The 24994-nt window shown below is 73.9% G+C and carries 24 protein-coding genes; 11 read left to right on the plus strand and 13 right to left on the minus strand.

What is annotated here, in order from left to right:
• Window positions 1-71 precede the first annotated feature (71 nt).
• The 6 genes from JKV81_RS13565 (at window position 72) to JKV81_RS13590 (ending at window position 3693) form a co-directional block, all read left to right on the plus strand.
• On the plus strand, window positions 72-686 hold the full coding sequence (locus JKV81_RS13565) for a hypothetical protein (protein WP_236056521.1): 615 nt from the start codon (window positions 72-74) through the stop codon (window positions 684-686).
• A gap of 188 nt (window positions 687-874) precedes the next feature.
• Complete coding sequence (locus JKV81_RS13570; protein ID WP_124276704.1) at window positions 875-1090, plus strand: hypothetical protein; 216 nt, start codon at window positions 875-877, stop codon at window positions 1088-1090.
• A 4-nt stretch (window positions 1091-1094) separates the two neighbouring features.
• A complete protein-coding gene (locus JKV81_RS13575; RefSeq protein WP_129262599.1) occupies window positions 1095-1448 on the plus strand; it encodes a DUF8108 domain-containing protein in 354 nt (117 codons plus the stop codon).
• Between the two features lie 115 nt (window positions 1449-1563).
• The gene (locus JKV81_RS13580) at window positions 1564-1998 is read left to right on the plus strand and encodes a DUF7144 family membrane protein (protein ID WP_124276706.1); all 435 of its coding nucleotides are present in this window, start codon (window positions 1564-1566) and stop codon (window positions 1996-1998) included.
• Between the two features lie 22 nt (window positions 1999-2020).
• The gene (locus tag JKV81_RS13585) at window positions 2021-3400 is read left to right on the plus strand and encodes a DUF1254 domain-containing protein (RefSeq protein WP_202076074.1); all 1380 of its coding nucleotides are present in this window, start codon (window positions 2021-2023) and stop codon (window positions 3398-3400) included.
• A gap of 71 nt (window positions 3401-3471) precedes the next feature.
• A complete protein-coding gene (locus JKV81_RS13590; RefSeq protein ID WP_099172367.1) occupies window positions 3472-3693 on the plus strand; it encodes a DUF2277 domain-containing protein in 222 nt (73 codons plus the stop codon).
• A gap of 36 nt (window positions 3694-3729) precedes the next feature.
• Here the strand turns inward: JKV81_RS13590 and JKV81_RS13595 are convergent, their stop codons facing one another.
• The 4 genes from JKV81_RS13595 to JKV81_RS13610 form a co-directional block, all read right to left on the minus strand.
• Window positions 3730-4389, minus strand: coding sequence for a DedA family protein (locus tag JKV81_RS13595; RefSeq protein ID WP_202076075.1), 660 nt, complete (start codon window positions 4387-4389; stop codon window positions 3730-3732).
• 237 nt (window positions 4390-4626) lie between these two features.
• Complete coding sequence (locus JKV81_RS13600; RefSeq protein ID WP_202076076.1) at window positions 4627-5085, minus strand: DoxX family protein; 459 nt, start codon at window positions 5083-5085, stop codon at window positions 4627-4629.
• Window positions 5086-5200: 115 nt separating this feature from the next.
• Window positions 5201-7000 carry an alkaline phosphatase D family protein gene (locus tag JKV81_RS13605; RefSeq protein ID WP_202076077.1) on the minus strand — a complete coding sequence of 600 codons (1800 nt, stop codon included), beginning with the start codon at window positions 6998-7000 and terminating at the stop codon, window positions 5201-5203.
• A 93-nt stretch (window positions 7001-7093) separates the two neighbouring features.
• Complete coding sequence (locus JKV81_RS13610; RefSeq protein ID WP_129262589.1) at window positions 7094-7738, minus strand: HNH endonuclease family protein; 645 nt, start codon at window positions 7736-7738, stop codon at window positions 7094-7096.
• Window positions 7739-7967: 229 nt separating this feature from the next.
• Here JKV81_RS13610 and JKV81_RS13615 point away from each other — a divergent pair, with 229 nt between their 5' ends.
• Window positions 7968-8702 (plus strand): ABC transporter permease, encoded by a 735-nt coding sequence (locus JKV81_RS13615; RefSeq protein WP_202076079.1) that lies wholly within the window; start codon window positions 7968-7970, stop codon window positions 8700-8702.
• Between the two features lie 134 nt (window positions 8703-8836).
• On the opposite strand, the gene JKV81_RS13620 is transcribed toward JKV81_RS13615, so the two are convergent.
• On the minus strand, window positions 8837-9499 hold the full coding sequence (locus JKV81_RS13620) for an HAD-IA family hydrolase (RefSeq protein WP_129262585.1): 663 nt from the start codon (window positions 9497-9499) through the stop codon (window positions 8837-8839).
• 188 nt (window positions 9500-9687) lie between these two features.
• On the minus strand, window positions 9688-10878 hold the full coding sequence (locus JKV81_RS13625; protein ID WP_202076081.1) for a peptidoglycan-binding protein: 1191 nt from the start codon (window positions 10876-10878) through the stop codon (window positions 9688-9690).
• A 139-nt stretch (window positions 10879-11017) separates the two neighbouring features.
• Between JKV81_RS13625 and JKV81_RS13630 the strand changes: the two genes are divergently transcribed.
• Window positions 11018-13063 carry an MDR family MFS transporter gene (locus JKV81_RS13630; RefSeq protein WP_202076082.1) on the plus strand — a complete coding sequence of 682 codons (2046 nt, stop codon included), beginning with the start codon at window positions 11018-11020 and terminating at the stop codon, window positions 13061-13063.
• A gap of 23 nt (window positions 13064-13086) precedes the next feature.
• On the opposite strand, the gene JKV81_RS13635 is transcribed toward JKV81_RS13630, so the two are convergent.
• Window positions 13087-13563: a GNAT family N-acetyltransferase gene (locus JKV81_RS13635; protein ID WP_129262579.1), complete on the minus strand. Its 477-nt coding sequence runs from the start codon at window positions 13561-13563 to the stop codon at window positions 13087-13089.
• A gap of 63 nt (window positions 13564-13626) precedes the next feature.
• Between JKV81_RS13635 and JKV81_RS13640 the strand changes: the two genes are divergently transcribed.
• Both JKV81_RS13640 and JKV81_RS13645 read left to right on the plus strand, forming a co-directional pair.
• A complete protein-coding gene (locus JKV81_RS13640) occupies window positions 13627-14718 on the plus strand; it encodes a serpin family protein (protein WP_129262577.1) in 1092 nt (363 codons plus the stop codon).
• A 214-nt stretch (window positions 14719-14932) separates the two neighbouring features.
• Window positions 14933-16996: a bifunctional glycosyltransferase 87/phosphatase PAP2 family protein gene (locus tag JKV81_RS13645; protein ID WP_129262575.1), complete on the plus strand. Its 2064-nt coding sequence runs from the start codon at window positions 14933-14935 to the stop codon at window positions 16994-16996.
• Between the two features lie 7 nt (window positions 16997-17003).
• Here JKV81_RS13645 and JKV81_RS13650 read toward each other — a convergent pair whose 3' ends face one another.
• The 5 genes from JKV81_RS13650 to JKV81_RS13670 are packed head-to-tail and all read right to left on the minus strand — an operon-like array spanning window position 17004 to window position 22681.
• Window positions 17004-17822: an ECF transporter S component gene (locus JKV81_RS13650; RefSeq protein ID WP_129262573.1), complete on the minus strand. Its 819-nt coding sequence runs from the start codon at window positions 17820-17822 to the stop codon at window positions 17004-17006.
• On the minus strand, window positions 17819-19534 hold the full coding sequence (locus tag JKV81_RS13655; RefSeq protein WP_129262571.1) for an ABC transporter ATP-binding protein: 1716 nt from the start codon (window positions 19532-19534) through the stop codon (window positions 17819-17821). Before JKV81_RS13655 ends, JKV81_RS13650 begins: the two co-directional genes overlap by 4 nt.
• On the minus strand, window positions 19531-20745 hold the full coding sequence (locus JKV81_RS13660; protein WP_236056525.1) for an energy-coupling factor transporter transmembrane protein EcfT: 1215 nt from the start codon (window positions 20743-20745) through the stop codon (window positions 19531-19533). The genes JKV81_RS13655 and JKV81_RS13660 overlap by 4 nt, the downstream gene beginning before the upstream one ends.
• A complete protein-coding gene (locus JKV81_RS36535) occupies window positions 20742-21425 on the minus strand; it encodes an SCO2322 family protein (RefSeq protein ID WP_129262569.1) in 684 nt (227 codons plus the stop codon). Before JKV81_RS36535 ends, JKV81_RS13660 begins: the two co-directional genes overlap by 4 nt.
• Entirely contained in the window at window positions 21422-22681 is a 1260-nt protein-coding gene (locus JKV81_RS13670; RefSeq protein WP_202076084.1) for an SCO2321 family membrane protein, read from the minus strand. The genes JKV81_RS36535 and JKV81_RS13670 overlap by 4 nt, the downstream gene beginning before the upstream one ends.
• 324 nt (window positions 22682-23005) lie before the next feature.
• On the opposite strand from JKV81_RS13670, the gene JKV81_RS13675 reads away from it, so the two are divergent.
• The gene (locus JKV81_RS13675) at window positions 23006-23464 is read left to right on the plus strand and encodes a hypothetical protein (RefSeq protein WP_202076086.1); all 459 of its coding nucleotides are present in this window, start codon (window positions 23006-23008) and stop codon (window positions 23462-23464) included.
• Here JKV81_RS13675 and JKV81_RS13680 read toward each other — a convergent pair.
• Complete coding sequence (locus tag JKV81_RS13680; RefSeq protein WP_202076088.1) at window positions 23446-24927, minus strand: extracellular catalytic domain type 1 short-chain-length polyhydroxyalkanoate depolymerase; 1482 nt, start codon at window positions 24925-24927, stop codon at window positions 23446-23448. The two genes, JKV81_RS13675 and JKV81_RS13680, sit on opposite strands and share 19 nt — an antisense overlap.
• Window positions 24928-24994: the final 67 nt, after the last annotated feature.

Below are 24994 nucleotides of genomic sequence, written 5' to 3' on the forward strand. Positions count from 1 at the left end.
ACGTTCAGCCCATGACCATCGAAGCGTGCAGCACACGGCTGATAGCTGGGCAAGTGCCCCTCGTTCACGTCATGGCCCACCTTGCGGGTGAGCGTCCGGTGTTCCACTCCGAGGCGGATCTGCAGCACGGTTTTGCGCGGGCGCTGTGGGAACTGGCGCCCGAGGTTCGGTCCAGGCTTGAGGTCCGCCAGCACACCACGGACCGGGTGGAGCGCCTGGACCTGCTGTGCGCAGGGCCTTCGGCACGTACCGCCATCGAATTCAAGTACTGGACCCGTCGGTGGACCGGGGACGTCGGCCCCGACGACGAGCGGTTCATTCTCAAGTCGCAGGCTGCCACTGATCTGGCCCGGCGGAACTTCATATTCGACATCGCCAGGCTGGAGCGGTTCTGCGACAGGGCCGACCAGCAGGGGCTTGCGCTCATCGTGTCCAACGACCCCCTCCTGTGGACGCCGCCGCCGGAGGGGAAGAGGACACGGGACCACGACTTCCGCATTCACCAGGGCCGCACCCTGGAGGGAACGCTTCTCTGGGCCGGCGGTTCCTACGTGCCCAACACCCGCGTCCTGCACGGCTCCTACCCGCTCGACTGGCAGCCGTATTCGCAGCTGCCCGGACCCTGTGGCGAATTCCGGTATCTCGCCGTCTTCATCGACCCCCGGCCCGGCGGAAGCCCGGTCTGAGGGCAGGGTGCCCCCCCCGGACGATTCGCTGTGCCGCCGAACGCGAAACGGGGCCTGCGGTCCACCTGCACGTCGTGCGCTCGGCCGAGACAGGGTCGCGCCTGGTCACGGCTGTCACGGCGGCGTCGGCCCACCGCTCCCGCAGGCCCCGGGATGCGAGGGGGCGGGGTGCGGGGGACCGTGGAGGCATGTCCGGACATCCGCCTGTGATCGTGTATCCGCCCTCGCCGACCGGGGCGCGGCGGGTGACCGTGCGTGGGCAGATCGTCGGGCTGGCGCACGGGCGTGGGGAGGTCGCCTCGTTCCTGCGGCGGGCCGGGTTCGCCGAGGGGGCCGAGGAGATCGATCTGGACCAGCCGGAGTTGATCGAGTGGCGGGGCGGAGACCTCGACACCTGGAGGTGAGCCCGTGAAGCGTCGTCGTGGAGGGCACGGACACCGGCACGAGGCGTCGCTCGAACCTCCCCCCGGCTACTACGGGGCGAGCACGGGGACCCCCGACGCCACACAGCGGGGGCTGATCCTGGACTGGGTGGTGAGCCGGCGGGTCGCTGCCGGGTGGCGGGTGGAGTCCCGGTCCGGGAGCCAGGCCGTGATGGTGCGCGGGCAGCCCGTCAACCATGTGCTGCACGCCTTTCTGACCGTCTTCACGTGCTTCGTGTGGGGTGGGGTGTGGGCGGTCCTGGCGCTGACCAACGACGTCGAGCGCGTCGTGCTCACCGTCGACGCGCAAGGGCAGGTCGTGACCGTGGGGGCGCCCTGAGCGAGGGCGGGGCCGTCACCCGAACGGGGGCTTCCGGGTCGTGGCCGGTGAGGTCGTCCCCCAGGGTCGGAGCTGCCCCCAGCAGTGCGGGCGGCCCGTCGAGCGGAGGAATCCCATGACCCAGTCAGCATCGTCCGTGCCCGGCTCCTCACGGCCCTCCGCCTCCGAGCCCAGCCCCTGGGGTGCCGCCGGGGCGATGTTCGCGGGGGTCGTGCTCCTCGTCGACGGCATCCTCTCGATCGTCAAGGGGATCGCGGGCATCGCGTCCGACGACGTCTACACGCGCATCAGCAACTACACGTTCAAGTTCGACATCACCGCCTGGGGCTGGATCCACCTGGTCCTCGGGGTGATCCTCGTGTTCGTCGGCTGGGGCATCCTCAAGGGCGCCGCGTGGGCCTGGGGCGTGGGCATCGGGCTCGCGGCCCTGAACCTCATCGCCAACTTCATGTGGCTGCCGTACCAGCCGGTGTGGGCGGTCATCTCCATCGCGCTCGACACCTTCGTCATCTGGGCCCTGTGCGCCCACCGGGCGAAGCCGGTCATCTGACGTGTCCCCGGGGCGAGGTGGCATGGAGCCGGACGCGATCACGGCGCTGGCCGCCGACGCGTACGTCTACGGGTCGCCGCTCGTCCGCCGGCTGTCCGCCGTCCAGGCCTGCCTCCGGGAGGGCTGCGGGACGACGCCCGCCGCGCCGTTCAACGACTTCGCCCACGCGGACGGGCCGGCCACGCCCAGCACGTACACCCCGTACGCCCCCGCCGACCTCGTCGACGCGCTCGCCCAGCTCGACCTCTCCGGGGGGCCGGTCGGGCTGCACGTCCCGGACACCGGCGGGGCGTACTACGTCCTCCAGTTCGTCGACGCCTGGGGCAACACCTTCGCCTACCTCGGCACCCGCGCCACCGGCACGGGCGAGGGAGACTGGCTGGTCGTGCCGCCCGGCTGGGCCGGCACCGTCCCCGACGTGGTGTCCGGGGTCATCGACGCGCCCACCTCCGTGGTCTCCGTCCTCGGCCGTCTCGTCTGCGACGGGCCCGACGACATGCCCCGGGTCCGAGCGCTCCAGCAGGAGCTGACCCTCACGCACCTGGGCGACCGCGCCCACCGGACCGGGCTCCCCCCGACCGAGCCCGGGGTGCCGGGGGAGCTGCGGTTCTTCGAGGAGCTCCGGGTGTGGATGGCCGACTTCCCGCCCGCCGCAGCCGACCGCGCCTATCAGGACAGGTTCCAGCCCCTCGGGCTCCTGGAGGAGGGGCTCTCGCCGTACGTGTCGGCCTCGCCCCGTCTCGTACGCGCACTGGGGCGGGGGCTCGCGCTGGGCAGGCTGCGGGTGGAGGAGGCGGCCCGGCTGCCCCAGGTGCTGGCCGAGGGCCCGCCGGGCGCCTGGCAGGCGACTCCGCACCTGCGCGACCACAACCTGGACCACTTCGGGGTCGGCACGCTCGGCACGCCGGAGTGGACGCTCCCCGACCGGGAGGCGTCGTACCTGGTCAGGGCGGTCGCGGCACGGCGGGGGTACCGGCTGCCGCACGGGTACGAGGCGGTGTTCGCGCACACCTCCCGCGACTCCCGGGGCCGCATGCTCGACGGGGCCCACCGCTACGCGCTGCGCTTCCCACAGCCGCCACCGGTCCGGGCCTTCTGGTCGCTGACCGCGTACGACAGCCCCGGCGGCCACCTGGTCCCGAACGCGGCGGACCGGTACGCGATCGGGGACCGTACGCCCGGGCTCGTCCACGGCGACGACGGGTCGCTGACGCTGCACCTGTCCGCGGAGCGGCCCGCGGACAGCGAGGGCGCGGCGAACTGGCTGCCGCTGCCGCCCGGCGCCTTCCGGCCCGTGCTGCGGCTCCACCTTCCCGACCAGGCGGTTCTCGACGGGAGCTACGTCGTCCCGGCGCTCGAACGGCTCGGGGACCCGCCGGGCGTGGAGATCCCGGACCTGTAGATCCCGGCTATGCAGACCCCGGGTGCGCGGATCCTGGGCGCGTTGTCAGTGGTGCGTCGCACACTGGAGACATGTGCCGTTCCATCAAGACGCTTCGTCCCCCAGCCATCCCCGAAGAGGCCACCGAGGAGGAGATGCGGGCCGCCGCCCTGCAGTACGTCCGCAAGGTGTCCGGCTTCCGTGCGCCCGCCGCGCACAACCAGGAGGTCTTCGACCGGGCCGTGGCCGAGATCACCGAGGCCACCCAGCGGCTGCTGGACGGCCTGGAGATACGGGGCGCCGCCCGGGTCTGAGCGGCTCGCGGACGTGCCGCGGGCCGGTGCGGGCCGTCAGGTCCCGGCCGGGGCTCCGGCTGCCGGGGCCTCGGAGGCGTGGGCGGGGCGGCGTACGACGACGGCGGCGAGGGCGCCGGCGAGGAACAGGGCGAGGACCGAGACGGCCGTGCCCAGCCAGCCCGCGCCCAGCCACTGGCCGCCGAAGTAGCCGAGGCCCACGCTGTAGACCGCCCAGGCCACCCCGGCCACCGCGGACCAGGGCAGGAACTCCTTCACCTTGCGGTGCGCCGCGCCCGCGCCCAGGGAGACGACGGAGCGGCCGGCCGGCGCGAAGCGGGCGACGACGACCAGCGCGCCCCCGCCACGGCTCAGCGCCGCGCCGAGGCGCTCCTGCGCGGAGGTGAGGCGGCGTGACCTGGCGATGGCCCGGTCCAGGCGCTCGCCGCCGCGCCAGGCCAGGCGGTACGCCACGAGGTCGCCGAGCACCGAGGCGGTGGCCGCGCACAGGGTCAGCACCAGGAGGGAGGGCACGTGCCGGGTGGCCTCGCCCGCCGCCGCGGTGACCGTGGTCGTGCTCGCGGCGGCTGCCGTGGCCGCGGTGATCACCAGCACGCCGCTGGGCAGGACGGGCAGGAAGACGTCCAGGAGCACCGAGAGGGCGACCACCGCGTAGATCCATGGGCTGCCGGTCAGCGCACCCACACTCTCGAGCACTTTCTACTCCCCGTTCCCGGTTCCCGTGTTCCGCGTCAGCACCGCGACGTCGCAGGGGAGCGGCAGGAGCGGCAGGGCCAGCTGTCAGGAGCGGCAGGGCCAGCTGTACAGCGTACGCCTGCCGTTCACCCGGTTCACCTGGTATTCACCGGGCGGGCGGCCGATGTCGTGCAGGTCACGTGACGACCGCGGCCCCCCTCGGGAGGAGGGGGGCCGCGGTGCGGGGGAGCGGAGGGTTCAGACCGAGACGGCCTGGGCCTTCTCGGGAGCGGGCGCGCTCTCCTGGGCGGAGCCGCCGCGCGAGGAGAACAGCCGGTCCAGGGCCACGGCGCCGGGGCCGGTGAAGACCAGCAGGAGGAAGGTCCAGCAGAAGACTGCCGAGGCCTCGCCGCCGTTCTGCAGGGGGAACAGCGACTCGGGCTGGTGCACCTTGAAGTACGCGTAGGCCATGGAGCCGGAGGAGACGAGCGCGGCGACACGGGTGCCGAGGCCGACCGCGACCAGGATGCCGCCGACGAGCTGGATCACCGCCGCGTACCAGCCGGGCCAGGTGCCGGCCGGGACGGTGCCGCCGCCCATGGAGCCGCCGAGGACCCCGAAGAGCGAGGCGGCGCCGTGGCAGGCGAAGAGGAAGCCGATGACGATGCGGAAGAGGCCCAGTGCGTAGGGCTGGGCCCGGTTCAGGCGTATGGACATGGAGGTGGGGCTCCTTCGGTCTGGGGACGTGAAACCGAGCGGGGCCCATCAGGTTAGGGTGGCCTCACTTGTGCTTGCAAGTTCAACATTCTGTCGACTGGCTGAAAATTGGTCATCAGTTCGACGTCAGCGTGCGCTCCAGAACGGTCTCGAGCTGTGCGCCTGCGGGCTTGGCCCTGGCCTGAACCAATGTCAGCGCAGCTTTCCGGCCATGCAGGGTGAGCGTCATCAGCTGGTTGCCGAACCACGGCCCACCCGTCTTGCGCCAGTCCATCGGAGGGCGCCCGGTCCGTCCGTGGAGCCTCAGGGCCCGGCCGAGCCACCGGCCCGCCCGGCTCCAGCCGAACCGGAATCCGGCGCGCACGTACGCGGGGATGGAGTTGTGGACGGGAGAGCAGGTCAGTTGCAGGACGCGTGCGGCGGGCGTGCCGTCCGGGTCGGAAGCGGACCACTGGGGCTCGGTGACGTACGCATGGTGCACATCGCCCGAGAGCACGCATACCGTCGCGGGTGCGTCGGATCCACGGCCCGCCTCCCGCAGCAGCTCCGAAAGACGGCGGAAGGACTCCGGGAACGCGGCCCAATGCTCCAGGTCACCGGCCCGGCGCACCTTCTCCCCGAGCCGCGCCCAGCGCTCGCCCCGGTCCCCGCGGCACAGCGCGGCGTTCCAGGTCTCCGCGTCGTGTATGAGGGGCGGCAGCAGCCACGGCAGGGAGGTGCCGATCAGGAGATGGTCGTACGCGCCGGGGTCCGTGAGCATCTCGTCGCGCAGCCACCGCTCCTCCTCGGCGCGGAGCATCGACCGCTGCTGCTCCTCCAGGGAGCGGGCCGCCCGGGTGTCCACCATCAGCAGCCGTACTCGGCCGAAAACACGCCGGTAGCTCCACCGGACCCGTGTGGGATCGGCGTCCGCGGACGCCGCGTGGGCCCGCAGGGTCTCGGTGCCGTCGGGCGCGGCGCGCACGGCGGCGTAGACCGGGTCGGCCTCCAGGGCCTCGGGGGAGAGGTTGCCCAGGTGCTGGTAGACCCAGTACGACATGAGCCCGCTGACGATCCGCTCGTGCCACCAGGGTGTGCGGCGCATGTCCTGGACCCAGGCGGCGCTGGTGTTCCAGTCGTCCACGACGTCGTGGTCGTCGAAGATCATGCAGCTGGGGACGGTGGAGAGCAGCCATCGCACCTCCGGGTCCTGCCAGGACTCGTCGTAGAGGTGCGTGTACTCCTCGTAGTCCGCGACCTCCGCGCCGGGAGCCTCGTCCAGGTCGCGGCGGGCGGCGAGCCGTCGGCGGGTGGCCGGCGACGTCTCGTCCGCGTACACCTGGTCGCCGAGGAGCAGCAGGACGTCGGGGCGTACGGCTTCGGGGTCGGAGGCGAGCCGCGACGCCAACGCGTCGAGCGCGTCGGGGCCGATGGGGTCTCCCCTGCTCGAGCGAAGTCGAGAGCTTGGGGACGGGTCTCCCCTGCTCGAGCGGAGCCGAGAGCTTGGGGAAGGGTCTCCCGTGGTTGGGGACGGGTCTCTCGTGCCCGGGTGCAGGCGGGAGCCGTGGCCGTGGGCCGGTGGGGCCGCCCAGCGGCAGGAGCCGAACGCGACCCGGACCGGACCTGCCTCCTCCGGCTGCGGCACGGCAGGGGTGGTGATGGTGCTCGGCGGGAAGCGTGACTCCTCGGGCGGCCATACGCGGCGGCCGTCGAGCAGCACCTCGTACGGCGTGGTCGAGCCGGGTGCCAGGCCCGTCACCACCACCAGGGCGTAGTGGTGGCCCTGGACGGCGAAGGTGGGGGAGCTCCCCGACGCCCCGTCCGCGCAGCGGACCTCCGCCGTGCAGGGCCTGGTCGCCTCCACCCAGACCGTCGCCCGGGAGCCGGACTCCCAGTCGACGTACCTCAGCAGTGGTCCCAGGCGTAGCCCGGCCATGTGTGCCCTCCTCGCGTCGCCGTCACCGATGGCTCCGTAGGGTACGGAACGACGGAGGAGGGCGGGTTGGTTCCGCCGGGGCGGGAGGGTCGGTCAGCAGCCGTTGAGGACGGACTGCAGGGCGCTCTTCTCGGTGGTGTCGACGCTGAGGCCGTAGTAGTGCTTCACGTGCACCCAGGCACGGGCGTAGGTGCAGCGGTAGGCGGCGCGTGAGGGGAGCCACTCGCCCGGGTCCTGGTCGCTCTTGGACTGGTTGACGTTGTCGGTGACCGCGATCAGTTGCGGCCGGGTCAGGTCGTTCGCGAAGGACTGGCGCTGGGCGGTGGTCCAGCCGCTGGCCCCCGAGCGCCAGGCCTCGGCGAGGGGGACCATGTGGTCGATGTCCAGATCGGCCGCGGCGGTCCAGGTGGCGCCGTCGTACTCCGAGTACCACGTGCCGCTGGTCGCGGCGCAGGAGGAGTCCTGGACGACACCGGTGCCGTCACGCTTCAGCACCACCTCGCGGGTGTTGCAGGCGCCCGACTGCGTGATCCAGTGCGGGAACTTGTCGCGGCTGTAGCCGGAGGAGGAGCCCTCGGCGGAGACGGTGAGCTGGCTCAGATACGTACGGGCGGTGGAGGCGGCGACCGGCGTGGGCATCGCGGCCTGGGCGGTCGGGGCGGTGAGAAGTCCCGTGGTGGCGGCGAGTGCGGCCGAGGCGGCCAGAACGGCTATGCGACGCGCGTAGATACCGGACATTCGAACTCCCTTGATGTGGGGGGCTGTTGAGCGGGCGACCTGCGAGCCCGGCCATCGTGACGGCGCCGGGTTTCGGTGGGGTGGTCGTCAGGTAACAGAGTGACGACATGCGCACGTCACATCAAGAGGTAGGACGGTCGGTCTGACGTCCCGTCCGAAGGGTGTTCGACGCGAAGGGGTGACGGACCCACAGTTCCGGGGGGTGCGGACGCCCCTCTAGGGTGACCGCGTGCTGCTTCCGGTCAGTCCCGCGCTCGGGGTCGTGCTCGCTGTGCTCCTGGTGTCCGCCGCGGCGGTCGCGGCCTGGGCGTCGCTGGGCCGGTCCCGCGAGATCGCCGTCGCCGGGGTGCGGGCCGCGGCCCAACTGGCCGCCGTCTCCCTGCTCATCGGCTGGGTGGTGCGCTCGCCGGGGCCCCTGCTCGGCTTCCTGCTGCTGATGTTCGCGGTCGCCGTGCGCACCGCGGGCCGGCGGATCACCCCCAACCGCACCTGGTGGTGGGCCGCCCTGCCGATCGCGGCGGGCGTGGTCCCGGTGGTGGTGGCACTCCTGCTCACCGGGCTCCTGCCGCTGCGCGGCATCGCGCTGATCCCGGTCACGGGCATCCTCATCGGGGGCGCGCTCACCGCGACGGTGCTCGGCGGGCGGCGCGCGCTGGACGAACTCGGTTCGCGGCGCGGGGAGGTGGAGGCCGGGATGGCGCTCGGGCTGCCGGACCGTGACGCCCGGCTGGAGATCGCCCGCCCCGCGGCGTCGGACGCGCTGCTGCCGGGTCTCGACCAGACCAGGACCGTGGGGCTCGTCACGCTGCCCGGGGCGTTCGTGGGCATGCTGCTGGGCGGCGCCTCACCGGTGGAGGCGGGCGCCGTGCAGCTGTTCGTCCTGGTGGCACTGATGGCGGTGCAGGCGGTCGCCGTCGCGCTGGTGCTGGAACTGATAGCGCGGGGGGTGCTGCACCGCGAGTGAGTGCGGGGCGGCGCCGCACCGCGCAGTGAACGCGGGTGGGTCCTGCCCCGCGAGCGAGGCGGGGCGCTCCCGGAGCCCAGGGTGTGCCGTTCGGTACGCCGGTGTCGGCCCCCCGGAGCGGGGTGCCTGGCGGGCTAGCGGGCGTCGACGTGCAGACGGATCGAACCGTCCGCGACCGTCTCCACCCGGAGCTGCGTCAGGTCCTCGACATGGGCGTCGGGGGAGAGCGCCGCCGCGCGCGGGCCGACGCCCACGACGCGCATGCCGGCCGCGCGGCCCGCCGCGATGCCCGCCTCGGAGTCCTCGAACACGATGCAGTCCGCCGGGTCGAAGCCCAGCTCGGCGGCGCCCTTGAGGAAGCCCTCGGGGTCCGGCTTGCTCGCGCCGACCATCTCGGCGGTGACACGGGTCTCCGGCACCGGCAGGGCCGCCGCCGTCATCCTCGCCTGGGCGAGTGCCTCGTCGGCCGAGGTCACGAGTGCGTGGGGGAGCCCGGCGATCGACGCCATGAAGGCGGGAGCGCCGCCGATGGGCACCACGCCGTCCGTGTCGGCGGTCTCCTCGGCGAGCATGATCCGGTTCTCCGCGTAGTTCTGCTCCATGGGGCGGTCCGGGAGCAGGGCGGCCATCGTCGCGTAACCCTGACGGCCGTGGACGACCTTGAGGGCGGCCTCGGGGTCGAGCCCCTGGGCGATCGCCCAGCGCCGCCAGCAGCGCTCCACCACCGCGTCGGAATTCACGAGGGTGCCGTCCATGTCCAGCAGGAGGGCGCGGGCTTCGAGGACGGTGGCCGACATCGGCATGCTCCAGAGCGCGGGGGAAACAGCTCGTAGCTGCGGGTGAAGAAAACAAGCAGCCCCGCCCGCCGGTCAGGGAGAACGGGCGGAGGCTACTTTGTTCCATCACGATACAAAAACCGTCGCCGAAACGCCAATCCCACGGACCCGACCCACGGCGAAGCCCGCCCTCGCACGGAACCCGCCCCTCAGGACCGGCGCCCCCGGCCGCTCGTCTGCGCCTCCAGGGCGCGCCGTGTCTCCGGGCCGTAGACGCCGGACGGATCGCCCTGGACCGAGACCCAGCGCTGGTACTCCGCGACGGCCTGCTCCACCCGCTCCGAGTAGTCGCCGTCGTCCGGCCCCCGGTAGACCCAGATCTCCTGGAGCCGCCGCTGGAGCTCGGAGACCTCCGCGCCCCGGTCCCCGCGCCGCAGCGTGGTCCCGGACGCCTCCTCGGCCGGTGGCGCCGCCGCGGTCGTGGCCGGGGCCTTCGTCGCGGACGCCGAGGGCGAGGGCGACGCCGAAGCGGTCGCCGAGCGTGAGGCCGAGGGGCTCTTCGAGGGGGACGGGGACGCCGAGGGCGACGCCGACGCCGACCGGGACGGCGTGGCCGAGGGTGACGCGGACGGGGACTCCGACACGGACGCCGCCGGCTCCCCGCCCGCGTCCGGCACGCTCGACGTCACCTCGGGCAGTGCAGCCTCCCGGCGGTCCTCGTCGTCGAATAGGCCGCTCGCGAACGCGGCCGTGCCCACCACCGCGGCCACCGCCGCCCCCACGGCGACGACGGCGAAAGGCCGCCGGCGGCGCGGCTGCACGGGATCGGGGCCACTGCCCGCATAGGCCGCGGCCGTACGCCGACGGGCCTCGTCCACCGCGGAGGCGTCAGGCGGCACACCCGGCCCGGGCCCCCGCCCCGCCCCGGCCGCCCCGCCCGCAGAGCCGTCCGACGCGCTGCCACGCACCCCGCCCGCAGTGCCGTCCAGCGCCCCGCCGCGCACGCCGTCCAGGAACAGCGGCATCGTCGTGGCCGCTGCCTCCGGGCCCGGCGCGTCGTGCTCCCCGCCGCCGCCCGGGGCCAGGGGCATGCCCCGGGTGTCGCCGTCGCCCGTCCCCATCCCCATCGTCGCGTAAGCGCTCCGGCCCGAGCCGTCCCCCTGCGCCGCGTGCGCGCCCCCGGTGTCCTGGCCGCGGCCCCCCTGCGCCGCGTACGGGTCCGAGGTGTCGTCGCTGTTCAGCGTCACGTAGGGGCGGATCCGCAGCGGGTCGAAGTCCTCCGCCGCCGCGATCTCCGCCGACCGGGCGTCCCGGTCGGCCGTACGGGCTCCGCAGGCGCATCCCGCCCCGGGTCTCGCGCCCTGCTCGCCGCCGCACTCCGGGCACATATGTCCGGTCATCGTGGGTTCCCCTCCCCATTGAACTGCCTGCGATTATGCAGGCCGCCTCGCGCGAGCCCGACGCCCGTACCGCTGCTCGGCAGGCCATAACGGCACACAGCGGCCAGGATAGGGGTGAAGCGGACCCGAGGAGATGCTCATGGCCCAGCAGTTGAGCCCGCCACCCCTTGCAGCAGGTGAGGGGCGGTCCCGGCGGAATGTCCTGGTGTCCATCGGCGCACTGCTTCTCGGCATGCTCCTCGCCGCACTCGATCAGACCATCGTGTCCACGGCCCTGCCCACGATCGTCAGCGAACTGGGCGGCCTGGACCATCTGTCATGGGTGGTGACCGCCTACCTGCTGGCGGCGACCGCGGCCACCCCGCTCTGGGGCAAGCTCGGCGACCAGTACGGACGCAAGCGGCTCTTCCAGACGGCCATCGTCATCTTCCTCATCGGCTCCGCGCTCTGCGGCATGGCCCAGAACATGCCCCAGCTCATCGGCTTCCGCGCCCTCCAGGGCCTCGGCGGTGGCGGGCTGATGGTGCTGTCGATGGCGATCGTCGGCGACATCGTCACCCCACGCGAACGCGGCAAGTACCAGGGCCTGTTCGGCGCGGTGTTCGGGGTGACCAGCGTGCTGGGACCGCTGCTCGGCGGCTTCTTCACCGAGCACCTCAGCTGGCGCTGGGTCTTCTACATCAACCTGCCCGTCGGCATCGTAGCGCTGCTCGTCATCGCCGCGGCCCTGCACATCCCGGTCCGCCGCACCAAGCACACCATCGACTACCTCGGCACCTTCCTGATCGCCTCCGTCGTCACCTGCCTGATCCTCGTCGCCTCACTCGGCGGGACCACCTGGGCCTGGGGCTCGGCGCAGATCATCGTCCTCGCCGTCCTCGCCGTGGTGCTGCTCGTCGCCTTCGTCGCGGCCGAGCGCCGCGCTGCCGAGCCGGTTCTGCCGCTGAAGCTGTTCAGGCAGCGGACCTTCAGCCTCGTCGCCGTCATCAGCTTCGTCATCGGCTTCGCGATGTTCGGCGCGATGACCTATCTGCCGACCTTCCTCCAGGTCGTCCACGGCATCACCCCGACCCTGTCCGGTGTGCACATGCTGCCCATGGTCCTCGGCCTGCTGCTCACCTCCACCGGCTCCGGCCAGATCGTCAGCCGTACGGGCCGCTGGAAGGTCTTCCCGATCGCCGGCACCGCCCTCACCGTCGTCGGCCTGCTCCTGCTCCACACGCTCTCCGAGACCAGCTCCACCTGGACGATGAGCCTCTGCTTCTTCGTCTTCGGCGCCGGACTCGGCCTGGTGATGCAGGTGCTCGTGCTGATCGTGCAGAACTCCGTCGGCTACGAGGACCTCGGCGTCGCCACCTCCGGGGCCACCTTCTTCCGCTCCATCGGCGCGTCCTTCGGCGTGGCCGTGTTCGGCACGATCTTCACCAACCGGCTGACCGGCAAACTGGAGGCCGCGCTCAGCGGCCGTTCCCTGCCGCCCGGCGTCGACGCCGGGGCACTGGCCGCCGACCCCCGCGCCATCGGCCGCCTCCCCGCGGACCTGCGCCCGTCCGTGCTCACCGCCTACTCCACCTCGATCACCGACGTCTTCCTCTACGCCGCACCCGTCGTCCTTGTCGCCTTCGTCTTCGCCTGGTTCCTCAAGGAGGAGCCCCTGCGCGGCTCGGTGACGGCGCCCGACACCACCGAGACCCTGGCGTCGAACCCGGTCCACCGCTCCTCGTACGACGAATGCGCCCGCGCCCTGTCGGTGCTCGCCACCCGGGAGGGGCGCCGGGAGATCTACGAGAAGATCACCGAGAAGGCCGGGTACGACCTGCAGCCCGCCGCCAGCTGGCTCCTGCTGCGCATCAAGCGGCACGGCACCGTCGAGCCCGGCCGGCTGGCCGAGGTCGCCCCCGTGCCGCTGCGGGTGATCACCTCCGCCGCCCGGCAGGTGGAGGGGCACGGCTTCGCCCGCCGCGAGGGCATGCAGCTGGTGCTCACCGAGAAGGGCGCGGAGGCCGTGGTCCGCCTTTCCCAGGCCCGCGAGGAGTCCCTGGCCGAGCTGCTGGGCGACTGGTGGGGCCCGGACCGGCCCACCGACCTGATCCACCTGGTCACGGAGCTGTCCGCCGAGGTGAGCGGGTCGAGCAAGGAGCGGCCGCACATGCCGGAACCGCGCCGCGACCACTCCGTGGGCTGACACCCGTCGGCCCCCGGACGGACTCAGAGCTCCTTCGCGAACCAGTGCTCGGCGTAAGGGCCCTGGTTGAACGCCGGGATCTCCGCGTACCCGTGCTTCGCGTACAGCCCGCGCGCCTCCACCAGGTCGTTGCGGGTGTCCAGCCGGATCCGCCGCACCCCGAACGCCCGCGCCGCGCTCTCGATGCCCGCGAGCAGCAGGCCGCCCCCGCCCGTCGAGCGGAACGCGGGCCGTACGAACACCCGGGTCAGCTCCGCCGTCCCCGCGTCGACCAGCCGCAGGCCCGCGCAGCTCGCCGGCTTGCCGTCGTACCGTCCCACCAGGAACTCCCCCGTGGGCGGGGCCAGCAGGCCGGCGCCGTCGTCCCTGAGACCGTCGTCGATCTCCGCCGTGGTCGCCGGGCGGCCCCAGTAACGGCTCGCCACCTCGTCGTAGTAGTCCCGCCGCAGCAGGGCGGCATCGGGGCTGCCGACGTGTTCGGGGGTCACGGTCCAGGTCATGGCGTCATTCTGGCCGTTGTGTGACAGGCATGGCCAACGATTACGGCGTGGGAGGCGGCGATCATGCGGGACACCTCACCGGAGGCGGACGTCCGAAGGCTCGGCGAGCGGTGGATACGGGAGCTGGCGCGCCGCGGCGGGGGCGGCTTCGTGTGCTCACCCGCCGGACTGTGGATGGCCCTTACGGCCCTCGCCGCGGGTGCCCGTACGGAGACGGCCGCCGAACTGCGGGCGCTGCTCGGCGCGGCGGGCCCGGAGGCCGCAGCCGTGGTCACCGGGGCGGCGCGGGACTGGGGAGGCACCGAGGCGGTGAGCGTGGCGACCCGGGTGTGGAACGGCGTACCGCTCGACCCGCACTACGAACGGTCGCTGCCGGACATCGCCTTCGGCCCGGTCGACACCACGGAGATCGACGCATGGGTCCGCGCGTGTACGGGCGGCCTCGTCGAACGCCTGCCGCTGGACCTCGGCGCCGGCACCGCGCTGGCCCTGGTCAACGTGCTGGCCCTGAAGGCGCTCTGGGAGACGCCGTTCGACCGGGCGCGCACCCGTGACCTCCCCTTCACCGACGCGGCGGGCACGACCGGGCCCGTGCCGACGATGCACGCGCCGGCCCGGCGCGGCGGCGCGTGGACGGCGTCCGGCGCGTACGTCGTCGAACTGCGCTGCCGTACGGAGCCCGGCGGCCCGCCACCGGCGCGGGTCAGGTTCGTCCTCGGGGAGCCCGGCCGGCAGGCCGCCCAGGTCCTTCCCCTGGCGTGGGCCCCGCAGGAATCGCACGTCCCGGTCGACGCCGACGCGGTGACCTTCGCCCTGCCGCGCTTCACCCTGCGGACAAAGATCCGGATCACCGACCAGCTGGCGGCGCTCGGCGTACGGCGGGCGACCGACCCCGCGGCGGCGGACTTCTCCGGACTCTCGCCCGTCCCCGTCCATCTCTCCGAGGCGGTCCAGGAAGCGGTGGTGAAGATCGCCGAGAACGGCGTGGAGGCGGCGGCCGTCACGGTCGTGGCCACGCGCTCCGCGGCCCCGAGGCCCCGGGCCGTACGGCACATCGCCTTCGACCGGCCCTTCGGCGTCGTCGTCCTGGACGGCACGGCCGACGTCCCGCTCTTCGCGGGCTGGCAGGCGGACATCCCGGCGTACGAGGGATGACGGCACGAGGGATGACTCCGCTCCACGCGTGCGGCCCGGCGACGGCCGCGCGAGCCTCCCGCCGGCGGTATTCGGGCATTCTTTCGGCAAATCAGTGGTGACAGTCAGGCTAAGAGGGGGTTGATTGGGTCTGGCTCATGGGGCAATGCGAGGCTTCATCCGCACATACCCGGGCCTTGGGGACAGTGCATGGAAACGGGAGGGTCGGCGCAGCGTGGCAGATGTGGAGCGCAGTGTGCGGGGGGACGCGGCGGCGGATCCGGGGGCGAGAGCCACGGTGGTCCGAGCCGTCCTCTGGATGGTCGTCGGGGTCCTGGCGGTACGGCAGGTGGCGGTGGTGCTGCGCCGGCCGCCCGGTGAACGCCTCACCGATCTGGAGACCTGGACCGGGGCGACCGGGGTCCTGCACATCGCGGGCTCCCTGTACGACCCGGGCCGGTTCACCGGCACGCCGTTCGCCGGGCTGGTGCTCAGGCCCCTGACGGTCTCGGCGGAGCAGGCCCTCGGTGTCGTCTGGACGTTCGGTTCGCTGCTGCTCGTCGTGGCGCTCGGCTTCGTCGCCGTCCGTGCCCTGCCCGCACCGGTGAGCCGGCGTACGGCGTTCCTGGCCGCGCCCCTCGCGATCACCCTGCTGATGGTGTCGCTGCCCGTCCGCACCACCCTGCACCTCGGCCAGACCAGCATCCTGCCGGTCCTGCTGGTGCTCCTCGCCTGCTTCGCCGTACGCGGGGAGCGCCTGCCCGGTGTGCTCACCGGTGTCGCGGCGGCGCTCCAGCCGGCCGTCCTGCTCTTCGCCGTCCTGTTCTGGCTGACCGGCAGACGCCGGGCGGCCGTCAGCGGCGGTGCCACCTTCGCCGTCTGCACCGCGCTGGCCTGGGTGGTGATGCCGCGTGACTCCTGGGCGTACTGGGTGCACCACCTCGCGGGCGCCGGGCTCGGTGACCGCCCCGACAGTCTGGCCAACCAGTCCCTGCACGGGGCGCTGCTGCGGTTCGGGCTCCAGGGTCCGGCGGAGATCGCCCTGTTCCTGGTGCTGGCCGTCGTCGTGGCCGTCCTCGGTCTGCGCCGTGCGGCCCGCTACGCGCGGGACGGGCAGCTCCTCCTGGCGGTCGCCGTCACCGGCTGTGTCGCCGTCGCGGTGTCGCCCACCGCCTGGCAGCACCAGCTGCTCTGGGTGCTGCTCGCCGTCGTCGGCCGGGCCGGCACCCGGGCCTCGGACCGGCTGGTCTGGCCCGCGGTCGTGGTGCTCGTCCTCACCCTGCCGGGGAAGATGCTGCTGCCGAACGTCGGCGTGGTCCTTCCCGTACGCGACAACGTGCTGCTGATCGCCGCGCTCGGCGCCGCCTGCGCCGTGCCGTTCCTGTCCCGCACCTCGCCCCACTGGCAGCGGCCGGTTCCCACGGACTACGCGAAGCCGGTCCCGGCGCGGTTCGCGTGGGTGCCGCTGCTGCCGGTCTGGCGCCGGGTCCTCAGCCGCCCCAACCTCCTGCTGGAACTCCTGCTCATCCGGGTCGTCTACTCCGCGTACGCGAAGGTCCGCCTGGCGGCGACCGCCGGGCGCTCCACCGCCGAGGAGCACGGCGGGCAGATCCACGCGGCCGAGCAGTGGCTGCACATCGACATCGAGCACTGGGCGAACCACACCGTGGTCGCGATCCCCTGGCTGCGCGACTTCTTCGACTACTACTACTCGACGTTCCACTTCATCGTGCCGCTCACGATCCTCGGTGTGCTGTACGTGCGCCGGCCCTCCGACTACCGCTGGGCCCGCTCCACCATCGGCTTCGCCACGGTCCTCGCGCTGCTCGGCTTCTGGCTCTACCCGCTGGCGCCGCCGCGCCTGATGCCGGGGCTCGGATTCATCGACACCGTGCACGGAGTGCAGGACCTCGACAGCCCCGACTTCGGTGCGCTGACGGCGGTGACCAACCAGTACGCGGCGATGCCGTCGCTGCACTTCGGCTGGTCGCTCTGGTGCGGTGTGGTGATCCTGCTGCTCGCGCCGAAGGTGTGGATGAAGGTGCTGGGTCTGCTGCACCCGCTGTTCACGGTCTCCGCCATCGTCGCGACCGGCAACCACTGGGTGCTGGACGCGGTCGGCGGTGCGGCGGTGGTGGGCGCGGGCTTCGGGCTGACGTACGTCCTCGCCGGACCGCGCAGGCTCCGGGCCGCCGGTGACGGGGCCGACGGCGTCACCGAGGCGGGCGTGCGGCCGGAGCCCGGGGAGGAGGCGCCCGCCGAGGGGCCCGTGGCCGAACCGGCGGGCAGCAAGGCGTAAAGCCCGGTCAGTCCACCGGGTCCCGGAAGGCCGCCCGCGCGTCGAACGCGGCGCGGCGGGTGGCCCGGCGCAGGGCCCCCAGCAGCGTCGGGCCGATCGCGACGGTGAGGACGACGGTGAGGGCGGCGCGGCCCAGGTCCCAGCCGAGCGAGGTGGCGGCGCAGTAGGCGAGGAAGCGGACCAGGTTCTCGGTGAGCGGGTCGCCCGCGACGAAGGAGACCCCCGTGCCGAGGCCCGGCACGATCGTCCAGCCGTACAGGTTCATCACCGTGCCGTACGCGAACGCCGCGACGAAGCCGTACGCCGCCAGCATCAGCAGTTCGCCCCGGCCGCGCAGCCGGTCCGGTCCGGGCAGCAGGCCGGCGCCCATGGTGAACCAGCCCATCGACAGCATCTGGAACGGCATCCACGGCCCGACGCCGCCGGTGAGCAGCGCCGAGGCGAACATGGTGACCGAGCCGAGCACGAAGCCGAAGCCGGGGCCCAGCACCCGGCCGCTCAGCACCATCAGGAAGAACATCGGCTCCAGGCCGGCCGTCCCCGCGCCCAGCGGTCGCAGCGCGGCCCCGACCGCGGCGAGGACGCCCAGCATCGCCACGGCCTTCGCGTCCAGGCCGGAGTCCGCGATCGTCGCGAGGACCACCCCGACCAGCAGCACCAGCAGGACGGCGAAGAGCCAGGGCGCGTCCTGCGCGTGGGCGAGACCGGAGTCGGCGCCCGCCAGCAGCGGCCAGCCGAAGGCGACCAGTCCGACCGCGCTGATCAGGACGAGCGCGGCGACGGCGTGCGGGCCGAGCCGGACCGGGCGGGCGGACGGGGCCGTCATGCCAGGCCCTCCAGGGCCGTGCGCACCTGCGAGACCGTCAGCCACTCCCGGGGCGCCAGGATCTTCGCGGTCTGCGGGGCGAAGGCGGGGGAGGAGACCACGACCTGGCGGGTCGGGCCGTCGGCGACGGCCTCACCGTCGGCCAGGATCACCACCCGGTGCGCCAGTTCGGCCGCCAGCTCCACGTCGTGCGTGGCCAGGATGATGGCGTGGCCCTCGGCGGCCAGCCGGCGCAGCACGCCGACGAGCCGTGCCTTCGCCGCGTAGTCCAGGCCGCGCGTCGGCTCGTCCAGGAGGAGGAGCGGGGGCCGGGCGGTGAGGACCAGGGCGAGGGCCAGTGCCAGCCGCTGCCCCTCGGAGAGGTCGCGGGGGTGGATGTCGTCCGGCACCCCGGGCAGCAGTTCGCAGACCAGTGCCCGGCAGCTGCCGGAGGGCGCGCCCGCGTCGGAGTCCGCCGCCGCGCACTCGGCGGCGACCGTGTCCGCGTACAGCAGATCGCGCGGTTCCTGGGGTACGAGTCCGACGCGGCGCACCATGTCGCGCGGCGGCGTACGGGACGGCTCCTGGCCGCCGACGAGGACGGACCCGGTGGTCGGCGCGGTCATCCCGACGAGGGTCGTCAGCAGGGTCGACTTGCCCGCGCCGTTACGGCCCATCAGGGCCACGGTCTCGCCCGGCGCGACGGACAGCGTCACCCCGCGCAGCGCCTGGACCCGGCCGTGCCGTACCCCGAGCCCCTCGACGCGGACGACGGGGCCCTGGGCCGGGGGCTTCGCGGGGCCGGGCCCGGGGCGGCGGCCGAAGAGCCGGGCCAGCAGACCCGGGCGGGCGCCGGCGGGGGAGGGGAGCGGGGCCACCGCGGCGTCCGCGGGGGTCTCGCGCGCCGGGGGTTCGACGTCGGCCAGCCGCGCGCGCAGGTCCACCGCGCGGCGCCGGGCGTCGCGCACCGACAGCGGCAGCGGATCCCAGCCCACGAGCCGGCCCAGGGCCACCACCGGCGGCCGTACGGGCGAGAGCGCCATGATGCCGGCGGGTGCGCCCATCACCGGGGCGGCGCCGGGCTCCGGGAGCAGGAGGACCTGGTCGGCGTACTGCACGACGCGCTCCAGGCGGTGTTCGGCCATCAGCACCGTGGTGCCCAGGTCGTGCACCAGCCGCTGGAGGACCGCGAGGACGTCCTCGGCGGCGGCCGGGTCCAGGGCGGACGTCGGCTCGTCGAGTACCAGGACCCTGGGGTGCGGGGTGAGGACCGAGCCGATCGCGACCCGTTGGCGCTGGCCCCCGGAGAGCGTGGCGATCGGCCGGTCGCGCAGCTCCGCCAGCCCGAGCAGGTCCAGCGTCTCCTCGACGCGGCGCCGCATCACGTCCGGGGCGAGGCCGAGCGACTCCATGCCGTACGCCAGCTCGTCCTCGACGGTGTCCGTCACGAAGTGGGCGAGCGGGTCCTGGCCGACCGTGCCGACCAGGTCGGCGAGTTCACGCGGCTTGTGGGTGCGGGTGTCACGGCCGCCGACGGTGACCCGGCCGGTCAGCGCCCCGCCGGTGAAGTGCGGGACGAGACCGGAGACGGCACCCAGCAGTGTCGACTTGCCGACACCGGACGGGCCGACGACCAGCACCAGTTCGCCCTCGGGGATCGTGAGGTCGACCCCGGACAGGGTGGGGCGCTCCGCGCCCTCGTACCGCACCGAGACGTTCTCGAACCGGATCATGAGCGCTCCTTGGAGTCCGAGGGGGAAACGGGTGTCGCCACTGCGGGGGCCGCCACCCCGGCGGGGGCCGCTGCCACCGCGGGCGGGGTCACGCCGGTGGGCAGGGGCGCCACCGCGGCGGGCAGCAGGCCGATCAGCACGGCGGCGGCGGGCCACAGCGGGAGTACGGGGGCCGCGAGCGGGACGACGCCCGGGTGCAGGGCGTCCGGGGCCGAGGCGCCCGCCCAGATCATCGCCGCCGCGACGGCCGCGCCCGAGCCCGCGACGAGCCAGGCGCGTACGCCCCAGCGGTCCGGCCGGTAGCGGGTACGCACCGAGCGGCGCCCGCCGAGCCTGAGCCCCGCCAGCGCGGCGAGCAGCCCGGCCAGCAGCAGCGGCAGCCCGTGCACGGCGCCCTGCGCGGCCAGCAGCCCGTACGTCCCCGCGCAGACCCCCAGCAGCCCGCCGAGCGTCAGCACATGGGTGGTGCGGCGGACGGCGGGCGGGACCTGGGCGGTGCGCCCGTACCCCCGCGCGTCCATCGACGCCGCGACGGCCACCGACCGCTCCAGCGCGCCCTCCAGGACCGGCAGCCCGATCTGGAGCACCGCCCCGATGCCGCCGGTCGGACGGCCGCGCAGCCGGCGGGCGGTCCGCAGCCGTGCCACGTCCGCGACCATGTTCGGCGCGAACGTCATGGCGACGACGACGGCGACCCCCACCTCGTACAGGGCGCCCGGCAGCGACTTCAGCAGCCGGGCCGGGTTGGCCAGCGAGTTCGCCGCGCCGATGCAGATCAGCAGGGTGGCCAGCTTCGCGCCGTCGTACAGGGCGAAGACCAGCTGTTCCGCCGTGACCCGGCCGCCGATCCTGACCCCCTGCGCCCAGTCGGGCATCGGCACCTCGGGCAGCGTGAACAGGCCGTGCGTGCCGGGCACCGGGGAGCCGAGGAGGACGGAGAACACCAGCCGTACGCCGACGACGAACAGCCCGAGCTTGATGAACGCCCCGTACGAACGGGCCCACGGCGCGTCCGTACGGCGGGCCGCCACCACGTATCCGGCGACGCCCACCAGCAGCCCGAGCAACAGCGGGTTGGTCGTACGGGAGGCGGCGGTCGCGAGCCCCAGCGCCCACAGCCACCAGGCCCCGGCCGGCAGGGCGTTGGCGCGGGTCGCCTCGGGGGCGCGCAGGGCAGGGCGGAGCCGGGCCGGGCCCGTGGAGCGGGTCATCGGCGGCGGCGGGCCTGGAACACGGCGGCGGCACCCAGGACCAGCACCGCGCCGACACCGGTGAGCACCCCCACCGAGGGGCCGCCGCCGTCGGAGCCGCCGGAGGACGCGTCGTCGCCGGTGGCGGACGCCGTGGCCGGATCGCCGGACTGTGTGGCACCGGACCCGCCGTCGACCTGCTCACCGCAGCCCGACCGCGGGTAGCCGGAGATCGCGCACAGCATCGCGGAGCTGTCGTACCGCAGCGGCTTCGCCACCGCGGCCAGGGCTTCCGCCGTGCTCGCGTCCGGCGCCACCTGGGCACAGGCGGTGCGCAGGGCGGGCGGCTTCTCGCCGTCCGGTGCGTCCGCCGCCGTCCCCGGGTCGATGACCAGCGCGACCCGCTTCAGGCCGTCCTTGGCCGGGGTGTCGGCGCAGACGGCCCCGAAGGCGGGCGCGCGGCGCGGCTGCGCCGAGTCCTGGGAGTCGGCGCTCACCGAGAAACGGAAGCCCTGCACCGCGCCGTCGTCCGGGCGGACCAGGGAGGGCCCCTGGGTGGCGTACGTCCAGTTCTTCCCGCCGTCGCTCTCCCAGAACGACCAGTAGCGGTAACCGGCCGCCTGCGCGCTCCCCGCGCCCAGCACGGCCAGGACGGCGCCGACGAGGAGGAGCACCGCCGCGGTCCGCAGCGGGCGCCTCACAGCTGCTGGTTCTTCCGGCGTCCGCTGAGCAGGAAGCCGATGCCGGCGCCGAAGGCGAGGCCGATGCCGATGATCCACCAGAGGCCCAGGCCCTCGTCGTCGCTGCTCGTGTCCGCGGGCCTCGAAGGTGCCGTCGCGGTCGGCGAGGGCACGGCGGTGGCGGCGGGCGCCGGGCCCGTCGCGTTGAGCTGGCGGACGAGGTCCACGCCGCCGAAGTCCCGGGCGTTGCCGCCGGTCGCGTGGACGGCGAGGACCAGCTGGGCGGTGGCGGCGGGGCCGCCGTCCTTCGCCCAGCCCTGGGCGTGCTTCTCCAGATAGGTGACCGCCTCGGCGGCCTTGTCCTTGTGGCCGGACGCCGCCAGCGCCACGACCGCGTCCGCCGTGTTGCCGAAGTCCGGCTGCGGCGCGGACTCCTCGGCGCCCGGCATCGGCGGCAGATCCAGGCGCCCCGACCCGGCGAGCGTCTTCGCCAGGTAGTACGCGCCGTTCTGCGCGGACTGCTCGGCGGTGAGGTCCGTGCCCTTGGTGCAGACGGGGGCCTTCACCGCGTTGGAGTTGCCCGCGGCCATGCCCTTGCCCATCGCGCCGATGACCGCGGCCGCCGTGGCGTCCGCGTTGGCGGTGAGCTTCCCGTCCTTGTCCGGCTGGTACGCGAACGCCCCGCCGCCCTCGCCCCCGCACGGCAGCGCGAACGTCTGCAGCGCCGTGTACGGCGTCTTCCCGCCCGCCGTGGTGACGTCGGCGAGCGGCACACCCGCCCGCGCCAGCGCCCCGGTCACGACGGCGGTGGAGTTGGCGTCGCTCGGGCTGCCCGCGTTGTAGCCCCAGCCGCCGTCCTCGTTCTGCACGGACTTCAGCCAGGTGACCCCGTTGTCCACGACCTCACGGTGCACGGCCAGCTCGACCATGGCCTGGACCGCCGCCGCCGTGGCGTTGGTGTCCGCGACCGTCTTGTCGTCGCAGGGCTTGGAGGCGTCGCGGTAGGAGGCGAAGGCGCCGCTGTCGCACTGCTGGCCGACGAGCCAGTCCACCGACTTCGTGGCGGGCGTGACCAGCTCGATCTTCTGGGCCAGGAAGGCCAGCGACTGGCGCCACACCCCGTCGTACGTCGGGTCCTTGGTGCCGTACAGCCCCGCCGGAAGGTCCGGGGTGGAGGGGGACGGGGACGGACTCGGCGCGGCGACCGCCACCGGGGCGGCCGTTCCACAGAGCACGGCGGTGATCGCGAGCGCTGCCGCGCGGCGGCGTACGGACATGGCGGACTGGGCCTCTCGAATGGGGTTTCCCCTGCTCGAGCGGAGCCGAGCGCGTAGGGGTTGGGTCGGCGCCGGATTCGCACCGGCTTCCCCCTGTACGGGCATGATGACGACCCGCCCACTCTACCGGGGCGCTCCCGGCCCCCTCCGGGCGGACAGCCGCACCCCGTGGACGAGGGGCCTTCCCAGCAGGTCAGAGCCCGTGCGAAACTCCGGCGGGGGTCACACGGGCGCGGGCCCGTGCGGGTGCGACGACCGGGTGGGAAGCATTCAGTGCGCGGAACGGGAAGAGGCACGGCGGCCGCCGCCGTGGCAGCCGGATTCATGACGGTGACGACGGGCTGCGGCCTCATCAGCGACAGCGGGAGCGCCCCGGCCGCCTCCCCGGAGACGACCCCGCCGTTCACCACGGAGACGGTCGCCGACGAGATAGCCGGCTTCGCACGGGCCGCCGGCCTCCCGCCGGGCGACACCTCCACGGCCGCGCTGCCGCAGGGCGACTGGCACACGTGCGTCGCCCCGTGGACGGGCTACGCGCCGGCGGCGGACGCCGCCGGCGCGTTCGAGGCGACGGTGCTGCGGCTGCGGCAGCACGACTGGGAGATCGTCTCCAGCCACGCCGAACGCGACGTCACCTACCGCACCCTCGCCAAGCGGGGCTGGAAGCTGTACGCCCGGTACTACGCCGACGCCGACACCGCCAGGACCGTCTCCCTCACCGCGGTCGAGGACGGCTGCCGGCTGCCGGGGAAGATCAGGGCCGGCTACGCGGACCCGGCCTGACACCCCGAGTCGGCGATCACGAAGTGGCCCGCCGGTGACTCCCGGAGCGTGTGGGTGACGAACACGTTGTACAGCCCCATGTCCTGCTCCGATCCGTTCGCGTAGGCGTGCCCGCCCGAGGTGTGCGCCCGGCCGGCCGCCACATGCGCGTAGTTCGTCGCGGTGAAGCACCGGGCCGGGGCCGTACCGCCCGACGTCGTCGCGGTGACGGCCGACGAGCCCGCCCCGGCGGTCCCCGAGGGGTCGGCCGCGGTCACGGAGTAGCGGTAGGAGGTGCCGGCGGTCAGCCCGGTGTCCGTGAAGGACGTCGAGGCGGTCGTGGTGACCTTCGCGCCGTCGCGGTACACCGTGTAGGAGGCGGCGCCCGTGACCGCGTTCCAGGCCAGTGAGGCGCTGTTGTCCGTGACCCCGGTGACCTTCAGGCCGGCCGGGGCGGGCAGCCCGCCCCCACCGCCGGGCGTCTCCTTGTCCAGTCCCCAGAACACGCCCGTGTGGTACGCCGAGCAGATCGTGTTCAGGAAGTACGCGGCGGTCGACCCGCACTGCTCGGCACCCGACCCCGGGCTCACCGGCAGGCCGTGCCCCATGCCGGACACCGAGAACGTCTCCACGGCGGGCTGCCCGGACGCGTCGTCGTACACGCTCAGGGTGGTGTTGCCGGGCAGGCTCCGGGTGCTGGACGGGGTCTGGCCGATGCCCCAGACGTCGGTCCACTGGTCGCGCAGCGCCGTCGCGTTGGCCGGGTAGACCGTGTAGTCGGAGGTGCCCTGCCAGATCGCGACCCGGGGCCACGGGCCGGTCCAGCCCGGGTAGGAGGCGCGGACCTTGTCGCCCCACTGGGCGGGCGACAGCTTCTGCGGGCCCGTCTGGCAGGCCGAGGCCCCGGCCTGGCTGGTGGCGCACTGCGCGGGCAGCCCGGAGGCCACGGACCCGCCCGCGAAGACGTCCGGGTAGGCGGCGAGCAGATCGGCGGTCATCCCGCCGCCCGCCGACAGCCCGGTGACGTAGACCCGGCGGCCGTCGGAGCCGTACGTCTGCTTCGCGTACTCGACCATCTGCACGATGGACGCCGCCTCGCCCCGGCCCCGCGTGCTCTCGGCCTGGTCGAACCAGCCGAAGCAGGACAGCGCGTTGTTCGCCGCGGTGGTCTGCGGGAAGACGACGTCGAAGCCCCAGAGGTCGGCGTACTTGGTCCAGCCCGAGTTGGTGTAGTACGCGTTCGCCGACTGGGTGCAGCCGTGCAGGGCGACCACCAGGGGCGCTCCGGCCGCGACGCCGTCGGGGGTGTAGGCGAACATCTGGAGGTTGCCGGGGTTCGAGCCGAAGCCGGTGACCTGCTGGAGTCCGGCGGCGGCCGGGGCCGCGGGCGCGGCGGCCGCGGAGACCGGCTGCGCGGCGAGCAGGGTCAGTACGGCGACGGAGGCGACGCGGCGGAGCAGGCGTCGCAGGATCGGTGGGCGCACGGTGGGGCCTCCTCGTCGGACGTGCGGGGTCGCGGAACGGGGTGGTGCGGACGTACGGGGGGGGGGG

It is taken from the genome of Streptomyces silvae, assembly GCF_016745505.1.
In the GTDB taxonomy this organism is placed as follows: domain Bacteria; phylum Actinomycetota; class Actinomycetes; order Streptomycetales; family Streptomycetaceae; genus Streptomyces; species Streptomyces silvae.